Below are 20,719 nucleotides of genomic sequence, written 5' to 3' on the forward strand. Positions count from 1 at the left end.
ATAAGCGCAGCGCAATCCGGGGATCACAAAGAGAGAATATGAGATGTTTCATCGCTTATGGACGTTAATCCGCAAAGAGCTACAGTCGCTGCTGCGTGAACCGCAGACGCGGGCGATTTTAATCATGCCGGTACTCATTCAGGTGCTGCTGTTCCCCTTTGCCGCCACGCTGGAGGTGACTAACGCCACCATCGCCATCTATAACGAAGACAACGGCAAGCACGCCGTGGAGCTGACCCAGCGCTTTGCCCGCGCTAAAGCCTTCACCCACGTCCTGCTGCTGAAAAGCCCTCAGGAGATAAGACCGACCATTGACGAACAAAAGGCGCTGCTGGTCGTGCGATTCCCGGCAGATTTTTCGCGCAACCTCGATACCTGGCAGACCTCCCCTCTCCAGCTGTTGCTTGATGGGCGCAACTCCAACAGCGCGCAGATCGCCGCGAACTATCTCCAGCAGATCGTCAAAAACTATCAGCAGGCGTTAATGGAAGGCAAAGCCAAACCAAACAACAGCGAGCTGGTGGTACGCAACTGGTATAACCCGAATCTCGATTACAAATGGTTCGTCGTGCCGTCGCTAATCGCCATGATCACCACCATCGGCGTGATGATCGTCACCTCGCTCTCCGTTGCCCGCGAGCGCGAACAGGGTACGCTCGATCAGCTGCTGGTCTCGCCGCTGGCAACCTGGCAGATCTTTATCGGTAAAGCGGTGCCGGCGCTAATCGTCGCGACCCTGCAGGCCACCATCGTGCTGGGAATTGGTATCTGGGCCTATCAAATCCCCTTTGCCGGCTCGCTGCTGCTGTTTTACTTTACGATGATTGTCTACGGCCTGTCGCTGGTAGGATTCGGCCTGCTGATTTCGTCACTGTGCTCCACGCAGCAGCAGGCGTTTATCGGCGTGTTCGTCTTTATGATGCCGGCAATTCTGCTCTCGGGCTACGTTTCGCCTGTGGAGAATATGCCGCAATGGCTGCAGGATTTGACGTGGGTAAACCCGATACGTCACTTTACCGATATCACCAAGCAGATCTATCTGAAGGATGCGAGTCGGGAAATTGTGTGGGGAAGTTTGTGGCCGCTACTGGTCATAGCGGCCACCACCGGCTCAGCGGCGTATGCGATGTTCCGAAGAAAGATCGCGTAGTTTTTTATCTTTCGCCAGCAGTGAAACCACCGCCGGACCTGCCAGTATGGCCAGCCCGGCGAGGGCTAACAGCAGGTTGTTGTGCAGCACGCGCGACAGCAGCCACAGCACGATTACCGCCGCGCCGAAGTACCAGGTGGTGGTGAGCTCCTCAAGGAAATCACCGACGTCGCGCCAGCGCTCATCGTGGTGACGCTGCAAGAACAGCATCGACAGTAACGTGACGCCGTACAGCACGCACAAACCTAATCCGACGCGCACCAGCGCGCCGCTCATCCAACCCATCACCAGTACTGCCACGACCAGTAGATGCAACATAATCTGCCAGCAACTAAGACCCGTTGCGACGCGTACACGTTGTTGCCACTTCATGGCTTCTCTCCTGAAGGATTTTTCTCTGCTACTCAGAGTACCGCACTTTACGGAAAATTCCGTATCACCGCATCTTTTTGTGACCTCTACTACACTATTTCCTACAGGAAAGTGACATTGCCCAGAGAAATAAGGACAACCAAATGCCGCGATTTTCGCTAAACGTGCTGACAATTAACACTCATAAAGGGTTCACTGCCTTCAATCGCCGCTTTATTTTACCCGAGCTGCGCGAAGCGGTGCGTAGCGTCAGCGCCGACATTGTTTGCCTGCAGGAGGTGATGGGTGCGCACGAAATTCATCCGCTGCATATCGAAAACTGGCCGGATACGACCCACTATGAATTTCTTGCCGATACCATGTGGAGCGATTACGCCTACGGTCGCAATGCGGTTTATCCGGAAGGGCATCACGGCAACGCGGTACTTTCTCGCTTTCCTATAGAACATTATCAAAATCTGGATGTTTCGGTCGGCAACAGCGAAAAGCGCGGCCTGCTCTATTGCCGCATCGTCCCGCCCGAAAGCGGGATCGCTATCCATGTGATCTGCGCGCATCTGGGTCTGCGTTCTCATCAGCGCCAGGCCCAGCTGACGATGCTGGCGGACTGGGTAAACGGTTTGCCCGCGGGCGAGCCGGTGGTAGTGGCCGGTGATTTTAACGACTGGCAGCAGCAGGCTAACCGCCAGCTTAAAGCCCAGGCCGGGCTGGAGGAGATTTTTACCCGCGCCAGAGGGCGCCCGGCGCGAACTTTCCCGGTCAGCTTCCCTCTGCTGCGCCTCGACCGCATATACGTAAAAAACGCCCATGCCAGCCAGCCCAAAGCGCTGGCGTTAAAACAGTGGCGTCATTTGTCCGATCATGCACCGCTTAGCGTGGAGATACATCTGTGAAATGCAGCTGGCAGGAAGGAAACCGCATTCGGCTATTAGAAAATGGCGATAACTATTATCCGGCATTATTTGCCGCTATTGATCGCGCGCAGCAGCGGGTGATTCTGGAATCCTTTATCTGGTTCGAGGATGACGTCGGCAAGCAGCTGCATGCCGTGTTGCTCAAAGCGGCCCAGCGCGGCGTGCGCGTAGAAGTCCTACTGGACGGTTACGGCTCTCCGGATTTGAGCGAAAGCTTTGTGGGCGAACTGACGTCGGCCGGGGTGATTTTTCGCTACTACGATCCGCGCCCGCGGCTGCTCGGCATGCGCACCAATTTATTCCGCCGCATGCATCGTAAAATCGTGGTGATCGACGACGTTACCGCCTTTGTCGGCGGAATTAACTACTCCGCCGAGCATATGACCGATTACGGTCCCGAGGCCAAACAGGACTACGCCGTGCAGGTTGAAGGGCCGGTGGTGCTCGACATTCTGCAGTTTGAACTGGAAAACCTGCCCACCAGCGAAGCCACCCGCCGCTGGTGGCGCCGCCGTCGGCATAAGCCCGAAGTCAACCGCAATCCCGGCGAGGCTCAAGCGCTGTTTATCTGGCGGGATAATCAGGATCATCGCGATGATATCGAACGCCACTATCTGAAAATGCTGACCACCGCCCGCCGGGAAGTGATTATCGCCAACGCCTACTTTTTCCCCGGCTATCGGCTGCTGCATGCGATGCGCAACGCTGCCCGCCGCGGCGTACGCGTCAAGCTTATTGTCCAGGGCGAACCGGATATCCCGATTGTTAAATTCGGCGCACGTCTGCTGTACCACTACCTGGTCAAAGGCGGCGTGCAGATTTTTGAATATCGCCGCCGTCCGCTGCACGGCAAAGTGGCGCTGGCGGACGACCACTGGGCCACCGTCGGCTCCAGCAACCTCGACCCGCTCAGCCTGTCACTCAATCTGGAAGCCAACCTGGTGATCCACGACCGCGAATTCAACCAGACGCTGCGCGATAATCTCAATGGCTTAATCGCCAACGACTGCCGCGAAGTGGATAAGCGCATTTTGTCGAAACGAACCTGGTGGCGGCTCGGGATTAGCGTGCTGGCGTTCCACTTCCTGCGCCACTTCCCCGCGTGGGTCGGATGGCTTCCGGCCCATACGCCCCTGCTGTCGCGCGTTCAGCCTCCGGTTCAGCCAGAAATTGAAACCCAGGATCGCGTGGACCCGGAAAACCAGGAGGTCAAATCCTGATGGCGAAATCTCACCCTCGCTGGCGGATGGCGAAAAAAATCCTGACGGTGCTCTTTTTTATCGCCGTCGTTGTGCTGCTGGTCGTTTACGCACAGAAAATCGACTGGCAGGAAGTGTGGAAAGTGATTCGTGATTACAACCGTACGGCGCTGCTCAGCGCCATAGGCCTGGTTATCGCCAGCTACCTGATCTATGGCTGCTACGACCTGCTGGGACGCGCCTACTGTGGCCACAAGCTGGCTAAACGCCAGGTGATGCTGGTGTCGTTTATTTGCTATGCCTTTAACCTGACGCTCAGCACCTGGGTGGGTGGGATTGGTATGCGCTATCGGCTCTACTCGCGCCTCGGCCTGAGCGGCGCAACCATTACCCGAATTTTTTCGCTGAGCATTACCACCAACTGGCTGGGCTATATTCTGCTCGGCGGCATCATTTTTAGCTCCGGCATGGTGAAGGTGCCCGAGCGCTGGTATATCAGTCAGTCGTCGCTGCAAATTCTCGGCGTCATTTTGCTGCTGATTTCCGCGTTCTATTTATGGGCCTGCGCCTTTGCTAAAAAGCGCCATCTGACGATAAAAGGCCAGCGGCTGGTTCTGCCCTCCTGGCGCTTCGCGATATTGCAGATGGCGGTTTCCAGCCTGAACTGGATGGCGATGGGGGCGATTATCTGGCTACTGCTGGGTCCACAGGTGGACTATTTCCTCGTGCTCGGCGTGCTGCTGGTCAGCAGCATTGCGGGAGTTATCGTGCATATTCCGGCAGGGATTGGCGTGCTTGAGGCGGTGTTTATCGCCATGCTTTCCGGCGAAGAGATTTCGCGCGGCGCGATCATCGCCGCCCTGCTCGCCTATCGCGCGCTGTACTACTTCCTGCCGCTGCTGCTGGCGACCATCGGCTACCTGATTCTGGAGAGCCGGGCAAAGCATCTGCGGGCGAAAAACCAGCGCAAGCTGGCGGGTGAGAAGTAAAAAATCCCCGGTCGCGGATGCTGACCGGGGCTGCAGTTTCACGCGGTTTGGTAGATATCGTGGATATCTGCCGCTATTTTATCCACTCCTCCGTTGATGAACTTGCCCGGTGGCGCTTCGCTGACCGGGCTACAAGTTCACCACCGTCTGAAATCCGGTAGCCCGGAGAGATGCGCAGCATCGCCTCCGGGAAACTTTGCTTCTGACCAAAGCTACAGGTTCATCGTTTTCTGCGGTCTGGTAGCCCGGATAAGCGCATCGCGCCGCCATCCGGGAACAAATTAACGACGGTTGCCGAAAATGCGCAGCAGCATCAGGAACAGGTTGATAAAGTCCAGATACAGCGTCAGAGCCCCAAGAATCGAGTATTTACGCAGCGTCGACGTATCGCGAACGTCAATCTGCTCGCCGATATTTTTCAGCTTCTGGGTGTCATAGGCGGTCAGGCCAACGAATACGATCACCCCGATGTAGGTCACCGCCCACATCAGCGCTTCACTCTTGAGCCAGAAGTTAACCAGCGACGCCAGCACGATACCGATGAGCGCCATAAACAGCATATTGCCGAAGCCGCTCAGATCGCGTTTAGTGGTATAGCCGTAAAGGCTCATCACGCCAAACATCCCGCCGGCAACCACGAAGGTACTGGCGATCGATGAGTAGGTATAGACGAGGAATATACTGGATAAGGTGAGCCCCGTTAGCGCCGAATAGAGCATAAACAGGGTCGTCGCCATACCGGCGCTGAGGCGCTGCACCATGCCCGAGAGCACGAACACCAACCCCAACTGGGCGATAATTAGCCCAAAGAAGGTAATTTTGCTGGAAAAAACAAACATCATCACCGCCGGGGTGTTAGCGGCAAACCACGCGATAAACGCCGTGAGCAGCAGTCCGACCGTCATCCAGCCGTATACCTGCGCCATATAAGTTTGTAGCCCGCTGCGCCCCTGGACGATGGTACCGGAACGAGGATATCTGTCCATGACTGTCTCCTGATTAACGAAATTTATCTTCTAAGCGTACCACACTACCAGCGTTCTGCCGCCTTGCGGTCGCTATCTCGCGCATCCACCCAGCGCTCGCCTTCCGGCGTCGCCTCGCGCTTCCAGAACGGCGCGCGGGTCTTCAGGTAATCCATAATAAACTCTCCCGCCGCAAACGCGCTGCCGCGATGGGCGCTGGTGACGCCGACAAAGACAATCTCTTCCCCGGGCCACATCTCGCCGATACGATGAATCACCGTCACCCGGCCCAGCGGCCAGCGCTCGCGCGCCTGTTCCACGATCTCCGCCAGCGATTTTTCCGTCATTCCCGGATAGTGCTCAAGGGTCAGCGCTTTGACGCTGTCGCCAAGGTTGTGGTTGCGGACTTTACCGGTGAACGTCACCACCGCGCCGTCTTCATCGCGCTCGGCCAGCCAGGGATATTCCTCGCCGACTTTAAAGCGGTCATGGCTGACAATAATACGCGTCTGCGTCATATTAGCCCCCGGTAACCGGCGGGAAAAATGCCACTTCATCCCCGGGCGCCAGCGGATGATCAAAGGTCGTCAGCGTCTGATTTACCGCCGCCAGCAGTTTGCCCTCTTCCAGCGCCAGCGCCCAGCGGTCGCCGCGGGCGATGAGCTGCTGGCGAACGGCTTCAACCGTAGTTAGCCCGTTCGGATCGAGAGTCAGTGAGTCGGTGCCGAGTAGTTCGCGCACCTGGGCAAAAAAAAGAACTTTAATCATGGCTAGCTTCCACTCTGAAATCGCCGGACTTACCGCCGCTTTTCGCCAGCAGGCGCACCGGGCCAATCACCATATCTTTCTGCACCGCCTTGCACATATCGTAAATGGTCAGCGCGGCAACGGAAGCGGCGGTCAGAGCTTCCATCTCGACGCCGGTTTTACCGGTCAAACGGCACAGGGATTCGATACGCACCCGGTTGTGCTCGGGCTGCGCCTGCAGATTCACTTCGACTTTGCTCAGCATCAGCGGATGACAAAGCGGGATCAGCTCCCAGGTGCGTTTGGCCGCCTGAATCCCGGCGATACGCGCGGTGGCGAAGACGTCGCCTTTGTGATGACTGCCGTCGATAATCATCGCCAGCGTCGTCGCCTGCATTTCAACATAGGCCTCGGCGCGCGCCTCGCGAACCGTCTCCGCTTTCCCTGAGACATCGACCATGTGTGCTTCGCCGGCGGCGTTAATATGGGTCAGCTGTGACATAAACTACTTCTTAAGATGAGAGATAAAGTTGCAAGGGCGCGTGCGCGCATCGAGCTGCGGCGCAATGATATTGTCCCATGCGGTACGACAGGCCTTGGTTGAACCAGGCATGGCAAAAATCAGCGTGCGGTTGGCTACCCCGGCAACGGCGCGGGATTGCAGGGTCGAGGTGCCAATCTCCTCAAAGGAGAGCATGCGGAATACCTCACCGAATCCTTCCACCTCGCGGTCAAACAGCGGCAGCAGCGCTTCCGGCGCCTGGTCGCCGTCGGTAAAGCCGGTACCGCCGGTAATCAGCACCACCTGCACCTCATCGCCGGCAATCCACGCCGATACCTGGGCGCGAATGGCGTAGCGGTTCTCTTTAACAATCGCCTTATCGACGATGACGTGCCCCGCCTCCTGGGCGGCATCGCGCAGCCAGTGGCCGGAGGTGTCGTCCTCTTCGCCGCGTCGGCTGGAAACGGTGAGAATAGCAATACGGGTCGGGATAAACTCAGCGCTGGCCTGACTCATTAGATCGCTCCTTAAAATGCATTATCCGCCAATATACGACAGGTTCTGGGTAATACCGGTGTTGCCCTGATGCAGGAAATGGGTCTGTTTTTTATGCGTTAACGCTTCGGAAATCCGCGCTTCCAGCGCCGGCTGCTGCTGCTCATCGGCAAGCAGATCGCGCAGATCGACGCCGCCTTCGCCAAACAGGCACAGGTGCAGTTTTCCTACGGAAGAGACGCGCAGACGGTTGCAGGTGGCGCAGAAGTCTTTTTCATAAGGCATGATCAGGCCGATTTCCCCGGCATAGTCGGGGTGGCAAAACACCTGCGCCGGACCATCGCTGCGCTGGCGGATCTGATGGATCCAGCCGCGGCGCAGCAATTCATCACGCAGCACCATGCCGGATATATGATGGCGGCGGAACAGTTCACTGCCTTCGCCGGTTTCCATCAATTCGATAAAACGTAGCTGAATGCGGCGCGGCTGGATCCACGCGAGAAAGGTATCAAGCTGATGATGGTTAACATCGCGCATCAGCACGGTATTGACCTTCACTTTTTCGAAGCCAGCGGCAAATGCGGCATCGATGCCGTCCATCACCTGACGAAATTTGTCCTGGCCGGTTATAGCATGAAACTGACGGGCGTCGAGGCTATCCACGCTGACGTTAATCGCCGTCAGTCCGGCATCGCGCCAGCTTTCAACATCCCGTGCCAGCCGGTAGCCGTTAGTGGTGACCGCAATCTGGCGAATAGAGGGGTTTTCCCGCACGGCGGCGATGATGTCGGTAAAATCGCGTCGCAGAGAGGGTTCACCGCCGGTCAGGCGCACCTTTTCGGTTCCCAGAGCGGAGAAAGCCCGCGTGACGCGACGCACTTCATCGACGCTGAGAAAGCCTTTATTGGTGACGGCGCCGGGCTTATAGCCATCGGGGAGACAGTAGGTGCAACGAAAGTTGCATACGTCGGTAATCGACAAACGCAGATAGTAAAACTTCCGCGCAAATGCATCGGTAAGCTGTGAAGCCATAGACACCTTTCCAAATACGGGAGACGCGGTCATTTCTTTTCGCGCCCTGGTGGCAACCGAAGTTGTCACGGCCAAAGCACCATATCTTTCGACACAGGCACAGAGGCTAGAGTGTTAGTGGGTTACGCCGAATAGTAGCGCGGAAACCAGGGTTATGCCATACCCACATTTCGTTATGTAACGATGTATATAACGGATTTATCTCGCTTTTTTACGACTAAGCGTGTGAGAAAGCAGCGTAATTTATCCCTCCCTTCTTTGCCTTCGGGCGGTAACAGACCCGTTGAGTATTTTATTTTTCCCGCGTAGTAGGTTATCTGGAGCGCAAAAGCTGTAAAAATATCACCCTGGCAATCGGCGGGAATTCACCAGTACGCTGATATTCTCGCCATTGCCACGCTAAAATATCCTTCATGCCCGGAGAGAACGGACATCGTTTTTTAAGGTGAAATCAGTTACTGTGAGCCCGATTAATTGAGATAAGGATTTTTATGCGCAATCGTACTTTCGCCGATCTTGATCGCGTTGTGGCTCTCGGCGGCGGACACGGGCTGGGACGGGTAATGTCATCGCTTTCTTCGCTGGGTTCGCGCCTGACGGGCATTGTGACTACAACCGATAACGGCGGATCAACAGGACGTATTCGCCGCGCGGAAGGCGGCATCGCCTGGGGCGATATGCGCAACTGTATTAATCAGTTAATTGCTGAACCCAGCGTGGCCTCGGCGATGTTTGAATACCGTTTTAGCGGTAACGGCGAACTTTCCGGGCATAACCTCGGAAACCTGATGCTTAAGGCCCTCGATCATCTGAGCGTTCGGCCGCTTGAAGCGATCAATTTGATCCGCAATTTACTGAAGGTCGATGCGTTTCTGATCCCGATGTCGGAACAGCCGGTCGATCTGATGGCTATCGATCAGGACGGGCACGAAATTTACGGCGAAGTCAATATCGATCAGTTGGCCTGCGTACCGCGCGAGCTTATGCTCTCCCCGCCGGTGCCCACAACCCGGGAGGCGCTAGAAGCTATCGCCGAAGCCGATTTAATCCTCATTGGCCCCGGCAGTTTCTATACCAGCCTGATGCCGATTTTGCTGCTTGATGAACTGGCGCAAGCGCTGCGCCGCACGCCCGCGCCAATGGTATTTATCGATAACCTCGGCAAAGAGCATAGCCCGGCGGCCAGCCTGACGCTGGCCGACAGGGTCGCCATTATGGAGCAACAAATCGGCAAACGAGTAATTGACGCGCTGGTTGTCGGCCCGAAAGCCGATACCGCAGGGGTTGAACAGCGGGTCATCATTCAGACGCCGCTGGACGCCAGCGATGTGCCCTATCGCCACGATCGGCAGCTATTACGCAACGCGCTGGAACAGGCCATTCAGGCGTTAGGTTAATCCTCAAGCGGCTTAATTGTGGCGGCAAAAGCTGGCTGGCTTAAAATCTTAAGGTTGTCTTAAAAAAGAATCGGCAGGATAGCGAACATCTCTTCATGTGGACGTTCGCTATGTCGTTATTTTCTTTACGTCGGCCGGTACTCAGCCGTACGGCCTATTTGCTTCTGTTCGCCTGCTATATCGGCCTCGCGCTGAATCTTGCTTTCTATCGCCAGGCATTTACCCTGCTGCCGGTTAACGGTCTGCATAACTGGCTGGTATTCCTCAGTATGCCGATAGTGGCCATCAGCGTGATGAATATCATCACCACTCTCGCCTCGTTCCTGAAGCTCGACCGCCTCGTGGTTAGCCTGTTTATTTTGCTCAGCGCCTCGGCCCAGTATTTTATCTGGACCTTCGGGGTGGTTATCGATCGGGCGATGATTACCAATATTTTCGATACCACGCCCGCGGAGAGCTTTGCGCTGCTCTCCGGGAAAATGGTGCTGATACTGGGGCTTTCCGGCATTCTGGCCGTCGTCGCGGCATGGTGGATCAAAATTCGCAAACCGCAGACGCTTTGGCGCAGTCTTGCCGTACGGCTGGTGAGCATCGCGGTTTCAGCGCTGCTGATTATTCTGGTCGCCGCCCTCTTCTATAAAGATTACGCTTCGCTGTTTCGCAACAACAAAGAGCTGGTAAAGTCCCTGAGCCCGTCAAACAGCATTGTGGCGGTGAATTCATGGTATGCGCATAACAGAATGGACAATCTTCCGCTGGTCAAAATTGGCGAAGACGCCGTTCAGAAGCCGCAGATGCGCAGCGGACCGCGGAAAAATCTGACCATTGTAGTGTTAGGTGAAACTTCGCGGGCGGCCAACTTCTCCCTGAACGGCTACTCTCGCGAGACCAACCCGCGTCTGAAGCAGGATAACGTGATCTATTTCGCTAATACGACTTCCTGCGGCACCGCTACCGCGGTTTCCGTCCCCTGCATGTTCTCTAATATGCCGCGCGCCCACTATGATGAAGAGCTGGCGCATCATCAGGAAGGCGTGCTGGATATCCTGCAACGGGCGGGAATTAAAGTGCAGTGGAATGACAACGACGGCGGCTGTAAAGGGGCCTGCGACCGGGTGCCGCACGAAAACGTCACCGATCTTAAGCTGAGCGGCCAGTGCATCGACGGCGAGTGCTACGACGAAGTGCTGTTCCATAATCTGGATAGCTATATCGATAATCTACAGCAGGACGGGATTATCGTTCTGCATACCATCGGCAGCCACGGGCCGACCTACTACAATCGCTATCCGGCGCAGTTTAAACAGTTTACGCCGACCTGCGATACCAATGAGATCCAGAGCTGCACCCAGCAACAGCTCACTAATACCTACGACAACACGATTTTGTATGTCGATTATGTGGTCGACAAAGCGATAAAATTACTGCAGTCGAAGCAGGATAAATTTACCACCAGCCTGGTATATCTCTCGGATCACGGAGAGTCGCTTGGCGAGGATGGGGTGTATTTGCACGGGCTGCCGTGGTCCATTGCGCCGGATACGCAAAAACATGTGCCCATGCTGCTGTGGTTGTCAGCGGATTATCAACAGCGCTATGGGGTCTCCAGCCAGTGTTTGCAGCAAAAAGCGAAAACCCAAACGTATTCGCAGGATAACCTTTTCTCCACCCTGCTCGGTCTGCTCGGGGTCAGCACTCACGAGTACCAGGCAACAGACGATATTTTAACGCCATGTAGAGAGGCAGGCCGATGAAAATTTTAGTCATTGAAGACGATGCGCTCCTGTTACAAGGATTAATTCTGGCGATGCAAAGCGAGGGCTACGTGTGCGACGGCGTCTCTACCGCCCACGAAGCCGCGCTCTCGCTGGCCAGCAACCACTACAGTCTGATGGTGCTTGACCTCGGGCTGCCCGATGAGGACGGCCTGCACTTTCTGGCACGCATGCGGCGAGAGAAGTTTAGCCAGCCGGTGCTGATCCTCACCGCCCGCGATACCGTCGATGAACGTATTAGCGGCCTGGATACCGGCGCGGATGACTATCTGGTTAAACCCTTCGCTCTTGAAGAGCTTAACGCGCGCATCCGCGCCCTGCTGCGTCGCCACAACAATCAGGGCGATAACGAGCTGACTATCGGTAACCTGCGCCTGAACGTCACCCGGCGGCTGGTCTGGCTCGGCGAACAGTCCCTGGATCTAACCCCGAAAGAGTACGCGCTGCTCTCCCGCCTGATGATGAAGGCGGGCAGTCCGGTACACCGCGAAATTCTTTATAACGATATCTACAGCTGGGACAACGAACCGGCCACTAATACGCTGGAAGTGCATATCCATAATTTACGCGATAAGGTGGGTAAATCGCGGATCCGCACCGTCCGCGGCTTCGGCTATATGCTGGTCGATAATACAGGAGCCGAATAACGCTATGGCTCTGTTTGTCAGTAAAAACTGGACCATGCGCCATCGGCTGCTGCTGACCATTGGCGCGATACTGGCGGTTTGCCAGCTCATCAGCGTGTTCTGGCTGTGGCATGAAAGCCAGGAACAGATTCAGCTGCTGGTGGCCAGCGCCATCGAAGGTCATAATAATCAGAAGCATATTGAGCATGAGGTTCGTGAAGCGGTAGCCAGTCTGCTGATCCCGAGCCTGCTGATTATCGGCCTGGCGCTCTATATCTCCCTGCTGGCGGTGAAAAAAATCACCAGGCCGCTATCCCGCCTCCAGCAGGAACTTGAAAGCCGTACCCCGGATAACCTGCGGCCTATCGCCCTGCAAGAGTCGGTGCCCGAAGTCACCGCGGTCACTACCGCGATTAATCAGCTGGTCTCCCGCCTTAACTTAACGCTCGATCGCGAACGCCTGTTTACCGCCGACGTCGCCCATGAGCTGCGCACGCCCCTGGCCGGATTGCGTCTGCATCTGGAGCTGCTGGCGAAAGTGCATGGCGTAAGCGTCGCCCCGCTGATCCAGCGCCTCGATCAGATGACCAACAGCATTAATCAACTGCTTCAGCTGGCGCGGGTCGGCCAGTCTTTCTCCGCCGGCAGCTATCAGCAGGTCAGGCTGAAGGAAGATGTGATCGAGCCGCTGCGCAGCGAACTGGAGACGATGCTGGAACAGCGTCAGCAAAAGCTGGTGGTCAGCGACAAAGAGGGTGAAGCGATAGTGTCAGGTGACGCCACGCTGGTGCAGGTGATTTTACGCAATCTGGTAGAAAACGCGCATCGTTACAGCCCGACGGGTTCAACGATTAAAGTGTCGATAGCCCCCGGCTCCACGCCGGTTCTGGCGGTAGAAGATGAAGGTCCGGGCATTGATGAGGCCAAAAGCGGTGAATTGAGCAAAGCGTTCGTCCGCATGGACAGCCGCTACGGTGGTATCGGGCTCGGGTTAAGCATCGTCACCCGCATCGCCCAGCTGCACGACGCCCAGTTCTTTTTACATAACCGTCAGCCCGGGCCCGGCGTTCGCGCGTGGGTGCTTTTTCCCGACACGGTCCGTCAGAACGTCAGCACCCATTGATGAAAAAAGGCAACGACGATAACAAAAGCGCAGGTGACTGCCAGATATTCGCGGAAGGTTAATTTTTGCATGGCGCTATCCTCAGTAGATTGAGGATAGTTTCGCCAAACAATATTAAGCCAACATTAAGCATCACGGAAAATCGCGACAGAGGGGCAATAAATAGACAAAACGTGTTGCGCCTCGTTTTGGCTCATGCGCTCGCTTTTCTCTCGGGTGGTGGCTAACGCCTTACCCGCCCCACGAAAAACACCGCCCGTCCCCCCTGAAGCACCGGTAAAGCCCGGGCGATATTTATCTGGCAACTCCGCTACGAAGCGGCGATAAACAGATCGCGCAGCTGATGAAGCTGGTCGCGAATTTGCGCCGCCTCTTCGAACTCCAGATTCTGCGCGTGCTGCATCATCTGCGCTTCCAGCTCGTGGATCTTCTGCTGCAGCGCCTTCGGCGTGAGCGCCACGACATCCGCCTCAACCGGCGAGCGAGACTTGCCGCGCCCCTTAGTTTTCGTTTTGGCAATATTCTGACCGAGCGCCAGAATGTCGACCACTTTCTTATTCAGCCCCTGCGGAACAATACCGTGCTCTTCGTTATAGGCCTGCTGCTTCTCGCGGCGACGTTCGGTTTCACCGATCGCTTTCGCCATTGACGGCGTAATTTTATCGCCATAGAGAATCGCTTTACCGTTGATGTTGCGCGCCGCGCGGCCAATGGTCTGAATCAGCGAGCGTTCAGAGCGCAGGAAGCCTTCTTTATCGGCGTCCAGGATCGCCACCAGCGAGACTTCCGGCATATCCAGACCTTCACGCAGGAGGTTGATCCCTACCAGCACGTCAAACTCGCCGAGGCGCAGATCGCGGATAATCTCCATACGCTCGACGGTATCGATATCCGAATGCAGGTAGCGCACCCGCTCGCCGTGCTCTTCCAGATATTCGGTTAAGTCTTCCGCCATCCGTTTGGTCAGCGTGGTGACCAATACGCGCTCGTTGATCGCGGTACGCAGGCGAATTTCCGACAGCAGGTCGTCGACCTGAGTGGCTACCGGGCGCACTTCGATGACCGGATCCAGTAGCCCGGTCGGGCGGACAACCTGGTCGACGACTTCGTCGCCGGATTTATCCAGCTCATAGGCGCCCGGCGTTGCCGAAACGTAGATCGTTTGCGGCGCCAGGGCCTCAAACTCTTCAAACTTCATCGGACGGTTATCCAGCGCGGACGGCAGACGGAAACCGTACTCCACCAGCGTCTCTTTACGCGCCCGGTCTCCGCGGTACATGCCGCCGATTTGCGGAATCGTGACGTGGGATTCATCAATCACCAGCAGACCATCCGCCGGCAGGTAGTCGAACAGCGTGGGCGGCGGCTCGCCCGGCCCGCGCCCTGACAGATAGCGCGAGTAGTTTTCAATCCCCGAGCAGTAGCCTAGCTCGTTCATCATTTCGAGATCGAACTGGGTACGCTGGCTGAGGCGCTGCTCTTCCAGCAGCTTATTGTTTTCCAGCAGCGCCTTACGCCGCTCCGCCAGCTCGGTTTTGATCTCTTCCATCGCCTGGACAATACGTTCGCGCGGAGTGACGTAGTGGGTTTTCGGGTAGACGGTAAAGCGCGGGATCGTCGACTCGATGTGGCCGGTGAGCGGGTCGAACAGCGACAGGCGCTCGACTTCTTCATCGAACAGCTCTACGCGCAGCGCGACGTCGTCAGACTCCGCCGGGAAGATATCGATCACCTCGCCGCGCACGCGGAAGGTACCCCGCTGGAAGGCCTGATCGTTGCGGGTATACTGCAGTTCAGCCAGGCGGCGCAAAATGGCGCGCTGGTCGATGATCATGCCGACCGTCAGGTGCAGCATCATCTTCAGATAGAGGTCCGGATCGCCGAGACCGTAGATGGCGGAGACCGAGGCAACCACCACCACGTCACGACGCTCCAGCAGCGCTTTGGTTGCCGACAGACGCATCTGTTCAATATGTTCGTTTACCGAAGCATCTTTCTCGATGAAGGTGTCCGAGCTTGGCACATAGGCTTCCGGCTGATAGTAGTCGTAGTACGAGACGAAATACTCCACCGCGTTCTCCGGGAAGAACTCTTTCATCTCGCCGTATAGCTGCGCCGCCAGCGTTTTGTTCGGCGCCAGCACCATCGTCGGGCGCTGCAGGTCGGCAATGACGTTGGCGATGGTAAAAGTTTTACCTGAGCCGGTCACCCCGAGCAGCGTTTGATGCGCCAGGCCATCTTCCAGCCCCTCTTCCAGGCGACGAATGGCTTCCGGCTGGTCGCCGGAGGGACGGAAAGCAGAATGCAGCTTGAACGGTTTACTCATCTATCAGGACCTGAAGAAGGGTTGAACGGCAGGTCTTTAATTCTACTCGCCAGCACAGCTTTTGCCAATAAAAAATACTGGATATAAAAACAGTATCCTATTATCGTATCCGGGCGAATCAGCCCTTTTTGCCGTCAGAATAGACGAATAAATAGCGCTTTTGCGCATAATCCACCACTCTGTGGGGTTATCCCCAGAAAGTATTGACATTTAACATTTGTCAAGCGAGTGGATGAATGTTTTATGGCAGCCGGTGACACTTTTCTTACAGGCATTGCTTTTATTTAAGCATTTGAAATATAATGAAATTTAATAAAAGACGGGTTTCGCGTCAATTCGCCCGCAGGCCGCGTAGTCTCTAGCTTACCGCAAGTTTTCTAACTCTAATACACAAGGTTATCCACAGGAATAGTGGATAACTGTCTGCAGCCCCTGACCCAAGCCACCCGAACAAAACCGAGCGGACCGGCAAAACCCGCTGCGAAAAAATTTTATTGAATTTTTTTTGCTGTTTATCGGCAAAGATTAGCTGGATTTTTTATTATTTTTTGCACCACATTCCAGCGCGCGGGCACCGGGAAAGTGCAAGCGCCGTCCGCTTTCTGACGCCGCCGCCTGCATTCAACGGCAAAAACCGAGAGTTCTTTTTCCTGGCAAGAGATTTGCAGCATCTTCTCGTCGCCTGATATCTCAGGAAAGGAGAAAACGTCTATGTTGAGTCTACGTGCCGTGAATCACTATTACGGAAGCCAGCACACGCTATGGAATGTTGACCTTGAACTCTGGCCGGGGAAATGCACCTGCGTGATGGGGCGTCAGGGCATGGGTAAAACCACGCTGGTTAACTGTATTACCGGGCATCTGCCGGTCGCCAGCGGCAGTATGACCTGGCAGGACGCGGGGGCGGCTCCTTATGACCTGATGCCGCTCTCCGCCCAGTCGCGCAGCGCTATCGGTATAGGGTACGTCCCGCAGGATAAACGTATTTTTTCGCAGCTAAGCGTTGAGGAAAATCTGCATATAGCCCTTGCTGCGGGCGGCGAATCCGCATCGGGCATGGCCGGAGAGATTTATGAGCTCTTTCCGGAGCTTTACGCGCTGCGCCAAAGTAAAGGGATTACCCTGACCGCCGACGACCAGTACCAGCTCGCGCTGGCGAGGGCGTTGATAACCCGCCCGCGCCTGCTGATCCTCGACGAACCCTCACGCGGCGGCGGCCCGCGCTTTTTGCACAAGCTCGGGGATTTACTGGTACGGTTGAACCGCGATATTGGCCTGACGGTGCTGATCGCCGAACAACACCTGCCGTTTATCCGTCGGGTGGCGGATCGTTTCTGTCTCCTGCACTGCGGACGCAGCGTGGCCCAGGGCGACGTTATGCAGTTGGATGCGCCGCTGCTGGCAAAATGGATGACGCCGGATCCAGCGCGCTGAGATCGAGATACTGGCCGAGATCCTCGCGCTGCTGCGCATTCGCCAGCCACGGAATTTCTCCAAGCAGCGGCGCGGGCAGTACGCGCTCTAGCGTTGCCAGATATTCAGAGTGACGCTTGCCCGGCGGCTGGATATCGTTGGCGATCCATCCCGCCAGCGGCAGTCCGGCCTGCTGCACCGCCTGTGCGGTCAGCATCGCGTGGTTGATGCACCCCAGCTTGACCCCGACGACGAGAATCACCGGTAGCCGCTCCGCCTGTACCCAATCGGCAAAGGTCAGCGTTTCTGACAGCGGCGTAAACCAGCCCCCCGCCCCTTCCACCAGTACCCAATCAGACCGTTCCTCCAGTTCGCGCAGACCCGCAGAGATCGCGGCGGCGTCAATCGGCCTCCCTTCATCGGCGCTAATGATATGCGGCGAGGTCGGCTCGGCAAAGGTAAAGGGATTAACCTGTTCGTAGCGCAGCACCGCGCGGCTATTGCGCTGCAGGGCCAACGCATCTTCATTGCGCAATCCCTGCGCCGTATGGTCGCTGCCGGAGGCCACCGGTTTATAGCCCGCGCTATGAAATCCCGCGCGGTTAGCCGCCTGCAGCAGCGCGCAGCTGGCGACGGTTTTCCCCACTTCGGTGTCGGTACCGGTAACGAAAAAACGTTTAATCACGTTCGATGACTCCTGTAAAAAGTTGGTACGTCAGCGGACTTTGTCCCTGCTGCTGCGGCCAGGCGAGCTGAAGCTGCCGCAGCTTACCGCGGCTGAGCGGCGCAGGGCTGCGTCCGTGGTGCAGATGGGTAGCGCCGATGCCTTTCAGCGAGCGCATCGCGCTGAGCGCATCGGTAAACGGCAGCGTAATGGCATGGACGCGGCCGGTCGCGCGGCGACCGGCCAGCGCATCACGCACCGCCTGCTCGCTGAGAAAACGGTTGGCGTGCGGCTGCTCATCGATAGCTCGCCAGGCCTGGTTCAGCTCCGGCAAAGAGCCCGCCAGTAGGGTGCTGAACGCCACGCGTCCGCCGGGCCGCACCACCCGGGAAAGTTCGTCAAGGGCGGTGACGAGGTTGTCGCACCACTGCACCGCCAGGTTGCTCCACGCCAGGTCGACGCAGCCGTTCGCCAGCGGCAGCGCTTCGATGTCGCCTTCGACGTAGCGATGCGCGCAGCCGCCGCGGCGGGCTTCAGCCAGCATGTCGACGGAAAGGTCCAGCGCCGTCACCCGACTCCCCGCATCAAGCCAGAAGCGGCTCATGCTACCGGGACCGCAACCCGCGTCCAGCACCTCGGGGAAGGTTTTAATATCGAGCTGCGCCAGCAGCAGAGAGGCGCTACGCCGCTGTAATTCGTCATGCAGGGCGTACTGTCCCGCCGCGCGGCCAAACGCCGCCGCTACCGCGCGTTTATTCACCACCGTCATGCAGTACCTCCAGCAGCCGGGCAATATCGGCGGAATCGTGCGCAGCGGTCAACGTCAGGCGCAGGCGGGCGCTACCGACGGGAACCGTCGGCGGGCGGATTGCCGTCGCCCAGCAGCCGCGCTCGCGTAGACAGGCTGCCAGCCGCAGCGCGCGAGCGTTATCGCCGACGATCAGCGGCTGAATCGCGCTGTCAGAATGGGTCAGTTCGCCGGAATAATGGGTCATTTCGCGGCGAAAATCTGCAATATGGCCAGCCAGCTTTTCCCGCCGCTGCCGGCCATCGTCGCTACGTATCACCTCAAGCGCGGCGCTGAGCGCCACTGCCTGCGCCGGGGGCATGGCGGTGCTGTAAATGAGATGGCGGGCAAACTGCAGCAGATAATCCGCCAGCGCTTCGCTACAGAGGACCGCCGCCCCGCTGACGCCAAACGCTTTACCGAAGGTGACGATCAGCAAATCCGGATGAACCTGCTGGCTATAACAGCTGCCTCGCCCCTCTTCGCCGAGCGCGCCGATACCGTGCGCGTCGTCAACCAGCAGAAGCGCCCCGGCCTCCCGCGACGCTTGCTGAACCTCCGCCAGCGGCGCGCTATCGCCGTCCATGCTAAAAATGCCTTCAGTCACCACCAGCTGCTGACCGGATAGCGGTTTCGCCAGCAGTTCCCGCAGATGTCGGGAGTCATTGTGCTGAAAACGCCGCAGCTGCGCCGGGCTAAGGCTGGCGGCTTCCAGCAACGAGGCGTGGCTGAGACGATCGGCGACAATCCGATCCTCTTTGCCCGCGAGAGCGGCAATCACCGCCTGATTCGCGGCAAAGCCGGAAATAAACAGCAGCGCGCGCGGATAGCCCAGCCAGTCGGCCAGCTGGTCTTCCAGCACGTGGTGCGCCTCGCTGTAGCCGCTGACGTGGCCGGAACCGCCGCTGCCGACGCCGTAGCGCTCCGCGCCCTGCTGCCAGGCCTTGACGATCGTTGGATGCTGACTGAGGCCCAGATAATCGTTGCTGGAAAAATTGAGCCAGCGCTGCCCTTCACGAATAAGCCAGCGTCCTGCGCCCTGGGTCACCGGCAGGCGACGGCGCAACGCATCCGCCGCCTGCCGCTCCGCCAGCGCTTGTTCGATACGGTGCTGCCAGCTCATAGCGCCGCCGCGTTGTAATATTCCTCGGTATCCGGGTTCATCAACGCCTGCTCCAGGCGCTGCTGTTGGGCGTTATCGCCTTCCAGCACCGCGGTCTGCTGCGGGTTGATCCCCAGCTTGCGGAACAGCTGCAGGTCTTTATCCTCTTCCGGGTTTGGCGTGGTCAGCAGCTTGCAGCCGTAGAAAATCGAGTTCGCCCCGGCCATAAAGCACATCGCCTGGGTCTGTTCGTTCATCTGTTCGCGACCGGCGGAAAGGCGCACGTGCGAGGTCGGCATCATGATGCGCGCAATGGCGATAGTACGAATAAAATCAAAGGCATCAACGTCGTCATTATCCGCCAGCGGCGTGCCTTTGACCTTTACCAGCATATTGATCGGCACGCTTTCCGGCGGCGTCGGCAGATTGGCCAACTGCAGCAGCAGCCCGGCACGGTCTTTGACCGTTTCCCCGAGCCCGACAATACCGCCGGAGCACACTTTAATTCCGGCATCGCGCACTTTGTCGAGGGTATCGAGGCGCTCCTGATAAGTGCGGGTGGTAATAATATTGCCGTAGAACTCCGGCGAGGTATCGAGGTTGTGGTTGTAGTAATCCAGGCCGGCGCCTGCCAGACGCTGCGCCTGGCTCTCGTTCAGCGTGCCAAGCGTCATACATGCCTCCAGCCCCAGCGCTTTCACCCCTTTTACCATCTGCTCAAGATACGGCATATCGCGATCGTTCGGGTTCTTCCACGCCGCGCCCATACAGAAGCGGGTTGAACCGGCTTGTTTCGCCTGCCGCGCCGACTCCAGCACCTGCTCAACCTCCATCAGGCGTTCGGATTCAAGGCCGGTTTTATAGCGCGCGCTTTGCGGGCAGTATTTGCAATCTTCCGGGCAGGCGCCGGTCTTAATCGACAGCAGCGTGCTGACCTGAACCTGGCGCGGGTCGAAGTGTTGACGGTGGACCTGCTGCGCTTCAAACAGCAGATCCAGAAATGGTTTATTAAATAACTCAGTGACTTGCGACATTGTCCAACGTGGGTGGTGAGCCATTAGCCTCTCCAAAAGTCGTACACGTTCTATTTCACACAGCCTCTTTGTTGGCTGCACTCGCGCACCCCAGTCACATAGTGAAC

General features: G+C 57.3%; 21 protein-coding genes and 1 riboswitch. Of the genes, 9 read left to right on the forward strand and 12 right to left on the reverse strand.

Translation table 11 applies throughout. The annotated features are described in order from the left end of the window. The first annotated feature begins 43 nt into the window (after positions 1–43). Positions 44–1,150 carry an ABC transporter permease gene (locus ACSIPU_RS07815; protein WP_196558076.1) on the forward strand — a complete coding sequence of 369 codons (1,107 nt, stop codon included), beginning with the start codon at positions 44–46 and terminating at the stop codon, positions 1,148–1,150. Here the strand turns inward: ACSIPU_RS07815 and ACSIPU_RS07820 are convergent. After that, entirely contained in the window at positions 1,112–1,522 is a 411-nt protein-coding gene (locus tag ACSIPU_RS07820; protein ID WP_004100459.1) for a YbhQ family protein, read from the reverse strand. The genes ACSIPU_RS07815 and ACSIPU_RS07820 overlap by 39 nt on opposite strands. Before the next feature lie 143 nt (positions 1,523–1,665). Here ACSIPU_RS07820 and ACSIPU_RS07825 point away from each other — a divergent pair, with 143 nt between their 5' ends. The 3 genes from ACSIPU_RS07825 to ACSIPU_RS07835 are packed head-to-tail and all read left to right on the forward strand — an operon-like array spanning position 1,666 to position 4,624. Continuing rightward, positions 1,666–2,415 carry an endonuclease/exonuclease/phosphatase family protein gene (locus ACSIPU_RS07825; protein ID WP_004100457.1) on the forward strand — a complete coding sequence of 250 codons (750 nt, stop codon included), beginning with the start codon at positions 1,666–1,668 and terminating at the stop codon, positions 2,413–2,415. Continuing rightward, complete coding sequence (gene clsB / locus ACSIPU_RS07830) at positions 2,412–3,656, forward strand: cardiolipin synthase ClsB (RefSeq protein WP_004100455.1); 1,245 nt, start codon at positions 2,412–2,414, stop codon at positions 3,654–3,656. Before ACSIPU_RS07825 ends, clsB begins: the two co-directional genes overlap by 4 nt. Next, the gene (locus ACSIPU_RS07835) at positions 3,656–4,624 is read left to right on the forward strand and encodes a lysylphosphatidylglycerol synthase transmembrane domain-containing protein (RefSeq protein WP_004111555.1); all 969 of its coding nucleotides are present in this window, start codon (positions 3,656–3,658) and stop codon (positions 4,622–4,624) included. The genes clsB and ACSIPU_RS07835 overlap by 1 nt, the downstream gene beginning before the upstream one ends. A 281-nt stretch (positions 4,625–4,905) precedes the next feature. Here ACSIPU_RS07835 and ACSIPU_RS07840 read toward each other — a convergent pair whose 3' ends face one another. From ACSIPU_RS07840 to moaA, 6 genes are all read right to left on the reverse strand, one after another. Continuing rightward, entirely contained in the window at positions 4,906–5,610 is a 705-nt protein-coding gene (locus ACSIPU_RS07840) for a Bax inhibitor-1/YccA family protein (protein ID WP_004100449.1), read from the reverse strand. Positions 5,611–5,654: 44 nt separating this feature from the next. Further along, positions 5,655–6,107 (reverse strand): molybdopterin synthase catalytic subunit MoaE, encoded by a 453-nt coding sequence (gene moaE / locus ACSIPU_RS07845; protein WP_004100447.1) that lies wholly within the window; start codon positions 6,105–6,107, stop codon positions 5,655–5,657. A 1-nt stretch (position 6,108) separates the two neighbouring features. Further along, positions 6,109–6,357, reverse strand: a complete 249-nt coding sequence (moaD, locus tag ACSIPU_RS07850) for a molybdopterin synthase sulfur carrier subunit (RefSeq protein ID WP_023320611.1) — start codon at positions 6,355–6,357, stop codon at positions 6,109–6,111. Then, the gene (gene moaC, locus ACSIPU_RS07855) at positions 6,350–6,838 is read right to left on the reverse strand and encodes a cyclic pyranopterin monophosphate synthase MoaC (protein ID WP_004100440.1); all 489 of its coding nucleotides are present in this window, start codon (positions 6,836–6,838) and stop codon (positions 6,350–6,352) included. Before moaC ends, moaD begins: the two co-directional genes overlap by 8 nt. A 3-nt stretch (positions 6,839–6,841) precedes the next feature. Beyond that, the gene (moaB, locus tag ACSIPU_RS07860; protein WP_004100439.1) at positions 6,842–7,354 is read right to left on the reverse strand and encodes a molybdenum cofactor biosynthesis protein B; all 513 of its coding nucleotides are present in this window, start codon (positions 7,352–7,354) and stop codon (positions 6,842–6,844) included. Positions 7,355–7,375: 21 nt separating this feature from the next. Further along, entirely contained in the window at positions 7,376–8,365 is a 990-nt protein-coding gene (gene moaA, locus ACSIPU_RS07865) for a GTP 3',8-cyclase MoaA (RefSeq protein ID WP_004111553.1), read from the reverse strand. Further along, positions 8,353–8,491: riboswitch (molybdenum cofactor riboswitch) on the reverse strand. (Overlaps the previous gene by 13 nt.) A 365-nt stretch (positions 8,492–8,856) precedes the next feature. On the opposite strand from moaA, the gene yvcK reads away from it, so the two are divergent. The 4 genes from yvcK to pmrB all read left to right on the forward strand — a co-directional run bounded on the left by yvcK (position 8,857) and on the right by pmrB (position 13,286). Next, positions 8,857–9,762: a uridine diphosphate-N-acetylglucosamine-binding protein YvcK gene (gene yvcK / locus ACSIPU_RS07870; RefSeq protein WP_004100435.1), complete on the forward strand. Its 906-nt coding sequence runs from the start codon at positions 8,857–8,859 to the stop codon at positions 9,760–9,762. Between the two features lie 110 nt (positions 9,763–9,872). Next, entirely contained in the window at positions 9,873–11,516 is a 1,644-nt protein-coding gene (gene eptA, locus ACSIPU_RS07875; RefSeq protein ID WP_017146305.1) for a phosphoethanolamine transferase EptA, read from the forward strand. After that, positions 11,513–12,184: a two-component system response regulator PmrA gene (pmrA, locus tag ACSIPU_RS07880; protein WP_017146306.1), complete on the forward strand. Its 672-nt coding sequence runs from the start codon at positions 11,513–11,515 to the stop codon at positions 12,182–12,184. The genes eptA and pmrA overlap by 4 nt, the downstream gene beginning before the upstream one ends. Positions 12,185–12,188: 4 nt before the next feature. Beyond that, positions 12,189–13,286 carry a two-component system sensor histidine kinase PmrB gene (pmrB, locus tag ACSIPU_RS07885; protein ID WP_004111547.1) on the forward strand — a complete coding sequence of 366 codons (1,098 nt, stop codon included), beginning with the start codon at positions 12,189–12,191 and terminating at the stop codon, positions 13,284–13,286. 310 nt (positions 13,287–13,596) lie between these two features. Here the strand turns inward: pmrB and uvrB are convergent, their stop codons facing one another. Next, a complete protein-coding gene (gene uvrB / locus ACSIPU_RS07890) occupies positions 13,597–15,612 on the reverse strand; it encodes an excinuclease ABC subunit UvrB (protein WP_004100419.1) in 2,016 nt (671 codons plus the stop codon). Between the two features lie 711 nt (positions 15,613–16,323). Here uvrB and ACSIPU_RS07895 point away from each other — a divergent pair. Continuing rightward, positions 16,324–17,046 (forward strand): ABC transporter ATP-binding protein, encoded by a 723-nt coding sequence (locus ACSIPU_RS07895; protein ID WP_004100417.1) that lies wholly within the window; start codon positions 16,324–16,326, stop codon positions 17,044–17,046. Here ACSIPU_RS07895 and bioD read toward each other — a convergent pair. From bioD to bioB, 4 genes are read right to left on the reverse strand one after another with little or no spacing between them, the layout of a single operon-like run. Next, on the reverse strand, positions 16,988–17,710 hold the full coding sequence (gene bioD / locus ACSIPU_RS07900) for a dethiobiotin synthase (RefSeq protein ID WP_004100415.1): 723 nt from the start codon (positions 17,708–17,710) through the stop codon (positions 16,988–16,990). The two genes, ACSIPU_RS07895 and bioD, sit on opposite strands and share 59 nt — an antisense overlap. Then, positions 17,703–18,458, reverse strand: coding sequence for a malonyl-ACP O-methyltransferase BioC (gene bioC, locus ACSIPU_RS07905; protein ID WP_004100413.1), 756 nt, complete (start codon positions 18,456–18,458; stop codon positions 17,703–17,705). The genes bioD and bioC overlap by 8 nt, the downstream gene beginning before the upstream one ends. Then, positions 18,442–19,599 carry an 8-amino-7-oxononanoate synthase gene (gene bioF, locus ACSIPU_RS07910; RefSeq protein WP_004100411.1) on the reverse strand — a complete coding sequence of 386 codons (1,158 nt, stop codon included), beginning with the start codon at positions 19,597–19,599 and terminating at the stop codon, positions 18,442–18,444. Before bioF ends, bioC begins: the two co-directional genes overlap by 17 nt. Continuing rightward, positions 19,596–20,636 (reverse strand): biotin synthase BioB, encoded by a 1,041-nt coding sequence (bioB, locus tag ACSIPU_RS07915; protein WP_004111537.1) that lies wholly within the window; start codon positions 20,634–20,636, stop codon positions 19,596–19,598. The genes bioF and bioB overlap by 4 nt, the downstream gene beginning before the upstream one ends. Between the last annotated feature and the right edge of the window lie 83 nt (positions 20,637–20,719).

Source organism: Klebsiella sp. HN106, from assembly GCF_051209435.1.
GTDB classification, from domain to species: Bacteria; Pseudomonadota; Gammaproteobacteria; order Enterobacterales; family Enterobacteriaceae; genus Klebsiella; species Klebsiella oxytoca.

Excerpts from the sequence above, each read along its gene's own strand:
- ACSIPU_RS07815 (WP_196558076.1), top strand. The coding sequence starts at position 44 with ATGTTTCATCGCTTATGGACGTTAATCCGCAAAGAGCTACAGTCGCTG.
- ACSIPU_RS07820 (WP_004100459.1), bottom strand. The coding sequence starts at position 1,522 with ATGAAGTGGCAACAACGTGTACGCGTCGCAACGGGTCTTAGTTGCTGG.
- ACSIPU_RS07825 (WP_004100457.1), top strand. The coding sequence starts at position 1,666 with ATGCCGCGATTTTCGCTAAACGTGCTGACAATTAACACTCATAAAGGG.
- ACSIPU_RS07835 (WP_004111555.1), top strand. The coding sequence starts at position 3,656 with ATGGCGAAATCTCACCCTCGCTGGCGGATGGCGAAAAAAATCCTGACG.
- ACSIPU_RS07840 (WP_004100449.1), bottom strand. The coding sequence starts at position 5,610 with ATGGACAGATATCCTCGTTCCGGTACCATCGTCCAGGGGCGCAGCGGG.
- moaE (WP_004100447.1), bottom strand. The coding sequence starts at position 6,107 with ATGACGCAGACGCGTATTATTGTCAGCCATGACCGCTTTAAAGTCGGC.
- moaD (WP_023320611.1), bottom strand. The coding sequence starts at position 6,357 with ATGATTAAAGTTCTTTTTTTTGCCCAGGTGCGCGAACTACTCGGCACC.
- moaC (WP_004100440.1), bottom strand. The coding sequence starts at position 6,838 with ATGTCACAGCTGACCCATATTAACGCCGCCGGCGAAGCACACATGGTC.
- moaB (WP_004100439.1), bottom strand. The coding sequence starts at position 7,354 with ATGAGTCAGGCCAGCGCTGAGTTTATCCCGACCCGTATTGCTATTCTC.
- moaA (WP_004111553.1), bottom strand. The coding sequence starts at position 8,365 with ATGGCTTCACAGCTTACCGATGCATTTGCGCGGAAGTTTTACTATCTG.
- yvcK (WP_004100435.1), top strand. The coding sequence starts at position 8,857 with ATGCGCAATCGTACTTTCGCCGATCTTGATCGCGTTGTGGCTCTCGGC.
- eptA (WP_017146305.1), top strand. The coding sequence starts at position 9,873 with ATGTCGTTATTTTCTTTACGTCGGCCGGTACTCAGCCGTACGGCCTAT.
- pmrA (WP_017146306.1), top strand. The coding sequence starts at position 11,513 with ATGAAAATTTTAGTCATTGAAGACGATGCGCTCCTGTTACAAGGATTA.
- pmrB (WP_004111547.1), top strand. The coding sequence starts at position 12,189 with ATGGCTCTGTTTGTCAGTAAAAACTGGACCATGCGCCATCGGCTGCTG.
- uvrB (WP_004100419.1), bottom strand. The coding sequence starts at position 15,612 with ATGAGTAAACCGTTCAAGCTGCATTCTGCTTTCCGTCCCTCCGGCGAC.
- ACSIPU_RS07895 (WP_004100417.1), top strand. The coding sequence starts at position 16,324 with ATGTTGAGTCTACGTGCCGTGAATCACTATTACGGAAGCCAGCACACG.
- bioC (WP_004100413.1), bottom strand. The coding sequence starts at position 18,458 with ATGACGGTGGTGAATAAACGCGCGGTAGCGGCGGCGTTTGGCCGCGCG.
- bioF (WP_004100411.1), bottom strand. The coding sequence starts at position 19,599 with ATGAGCTGGCAGCACCGTATCGAACAAGCGCTGGCGGAGCGGCAGGCG.
- bioB (WP_004111537.1), bottom strand. The coding sequence starts at position 20,636 with ATGGCTCACCACCCACGTTGGACAATGTCGCAAGTCACTGAGTTATTT.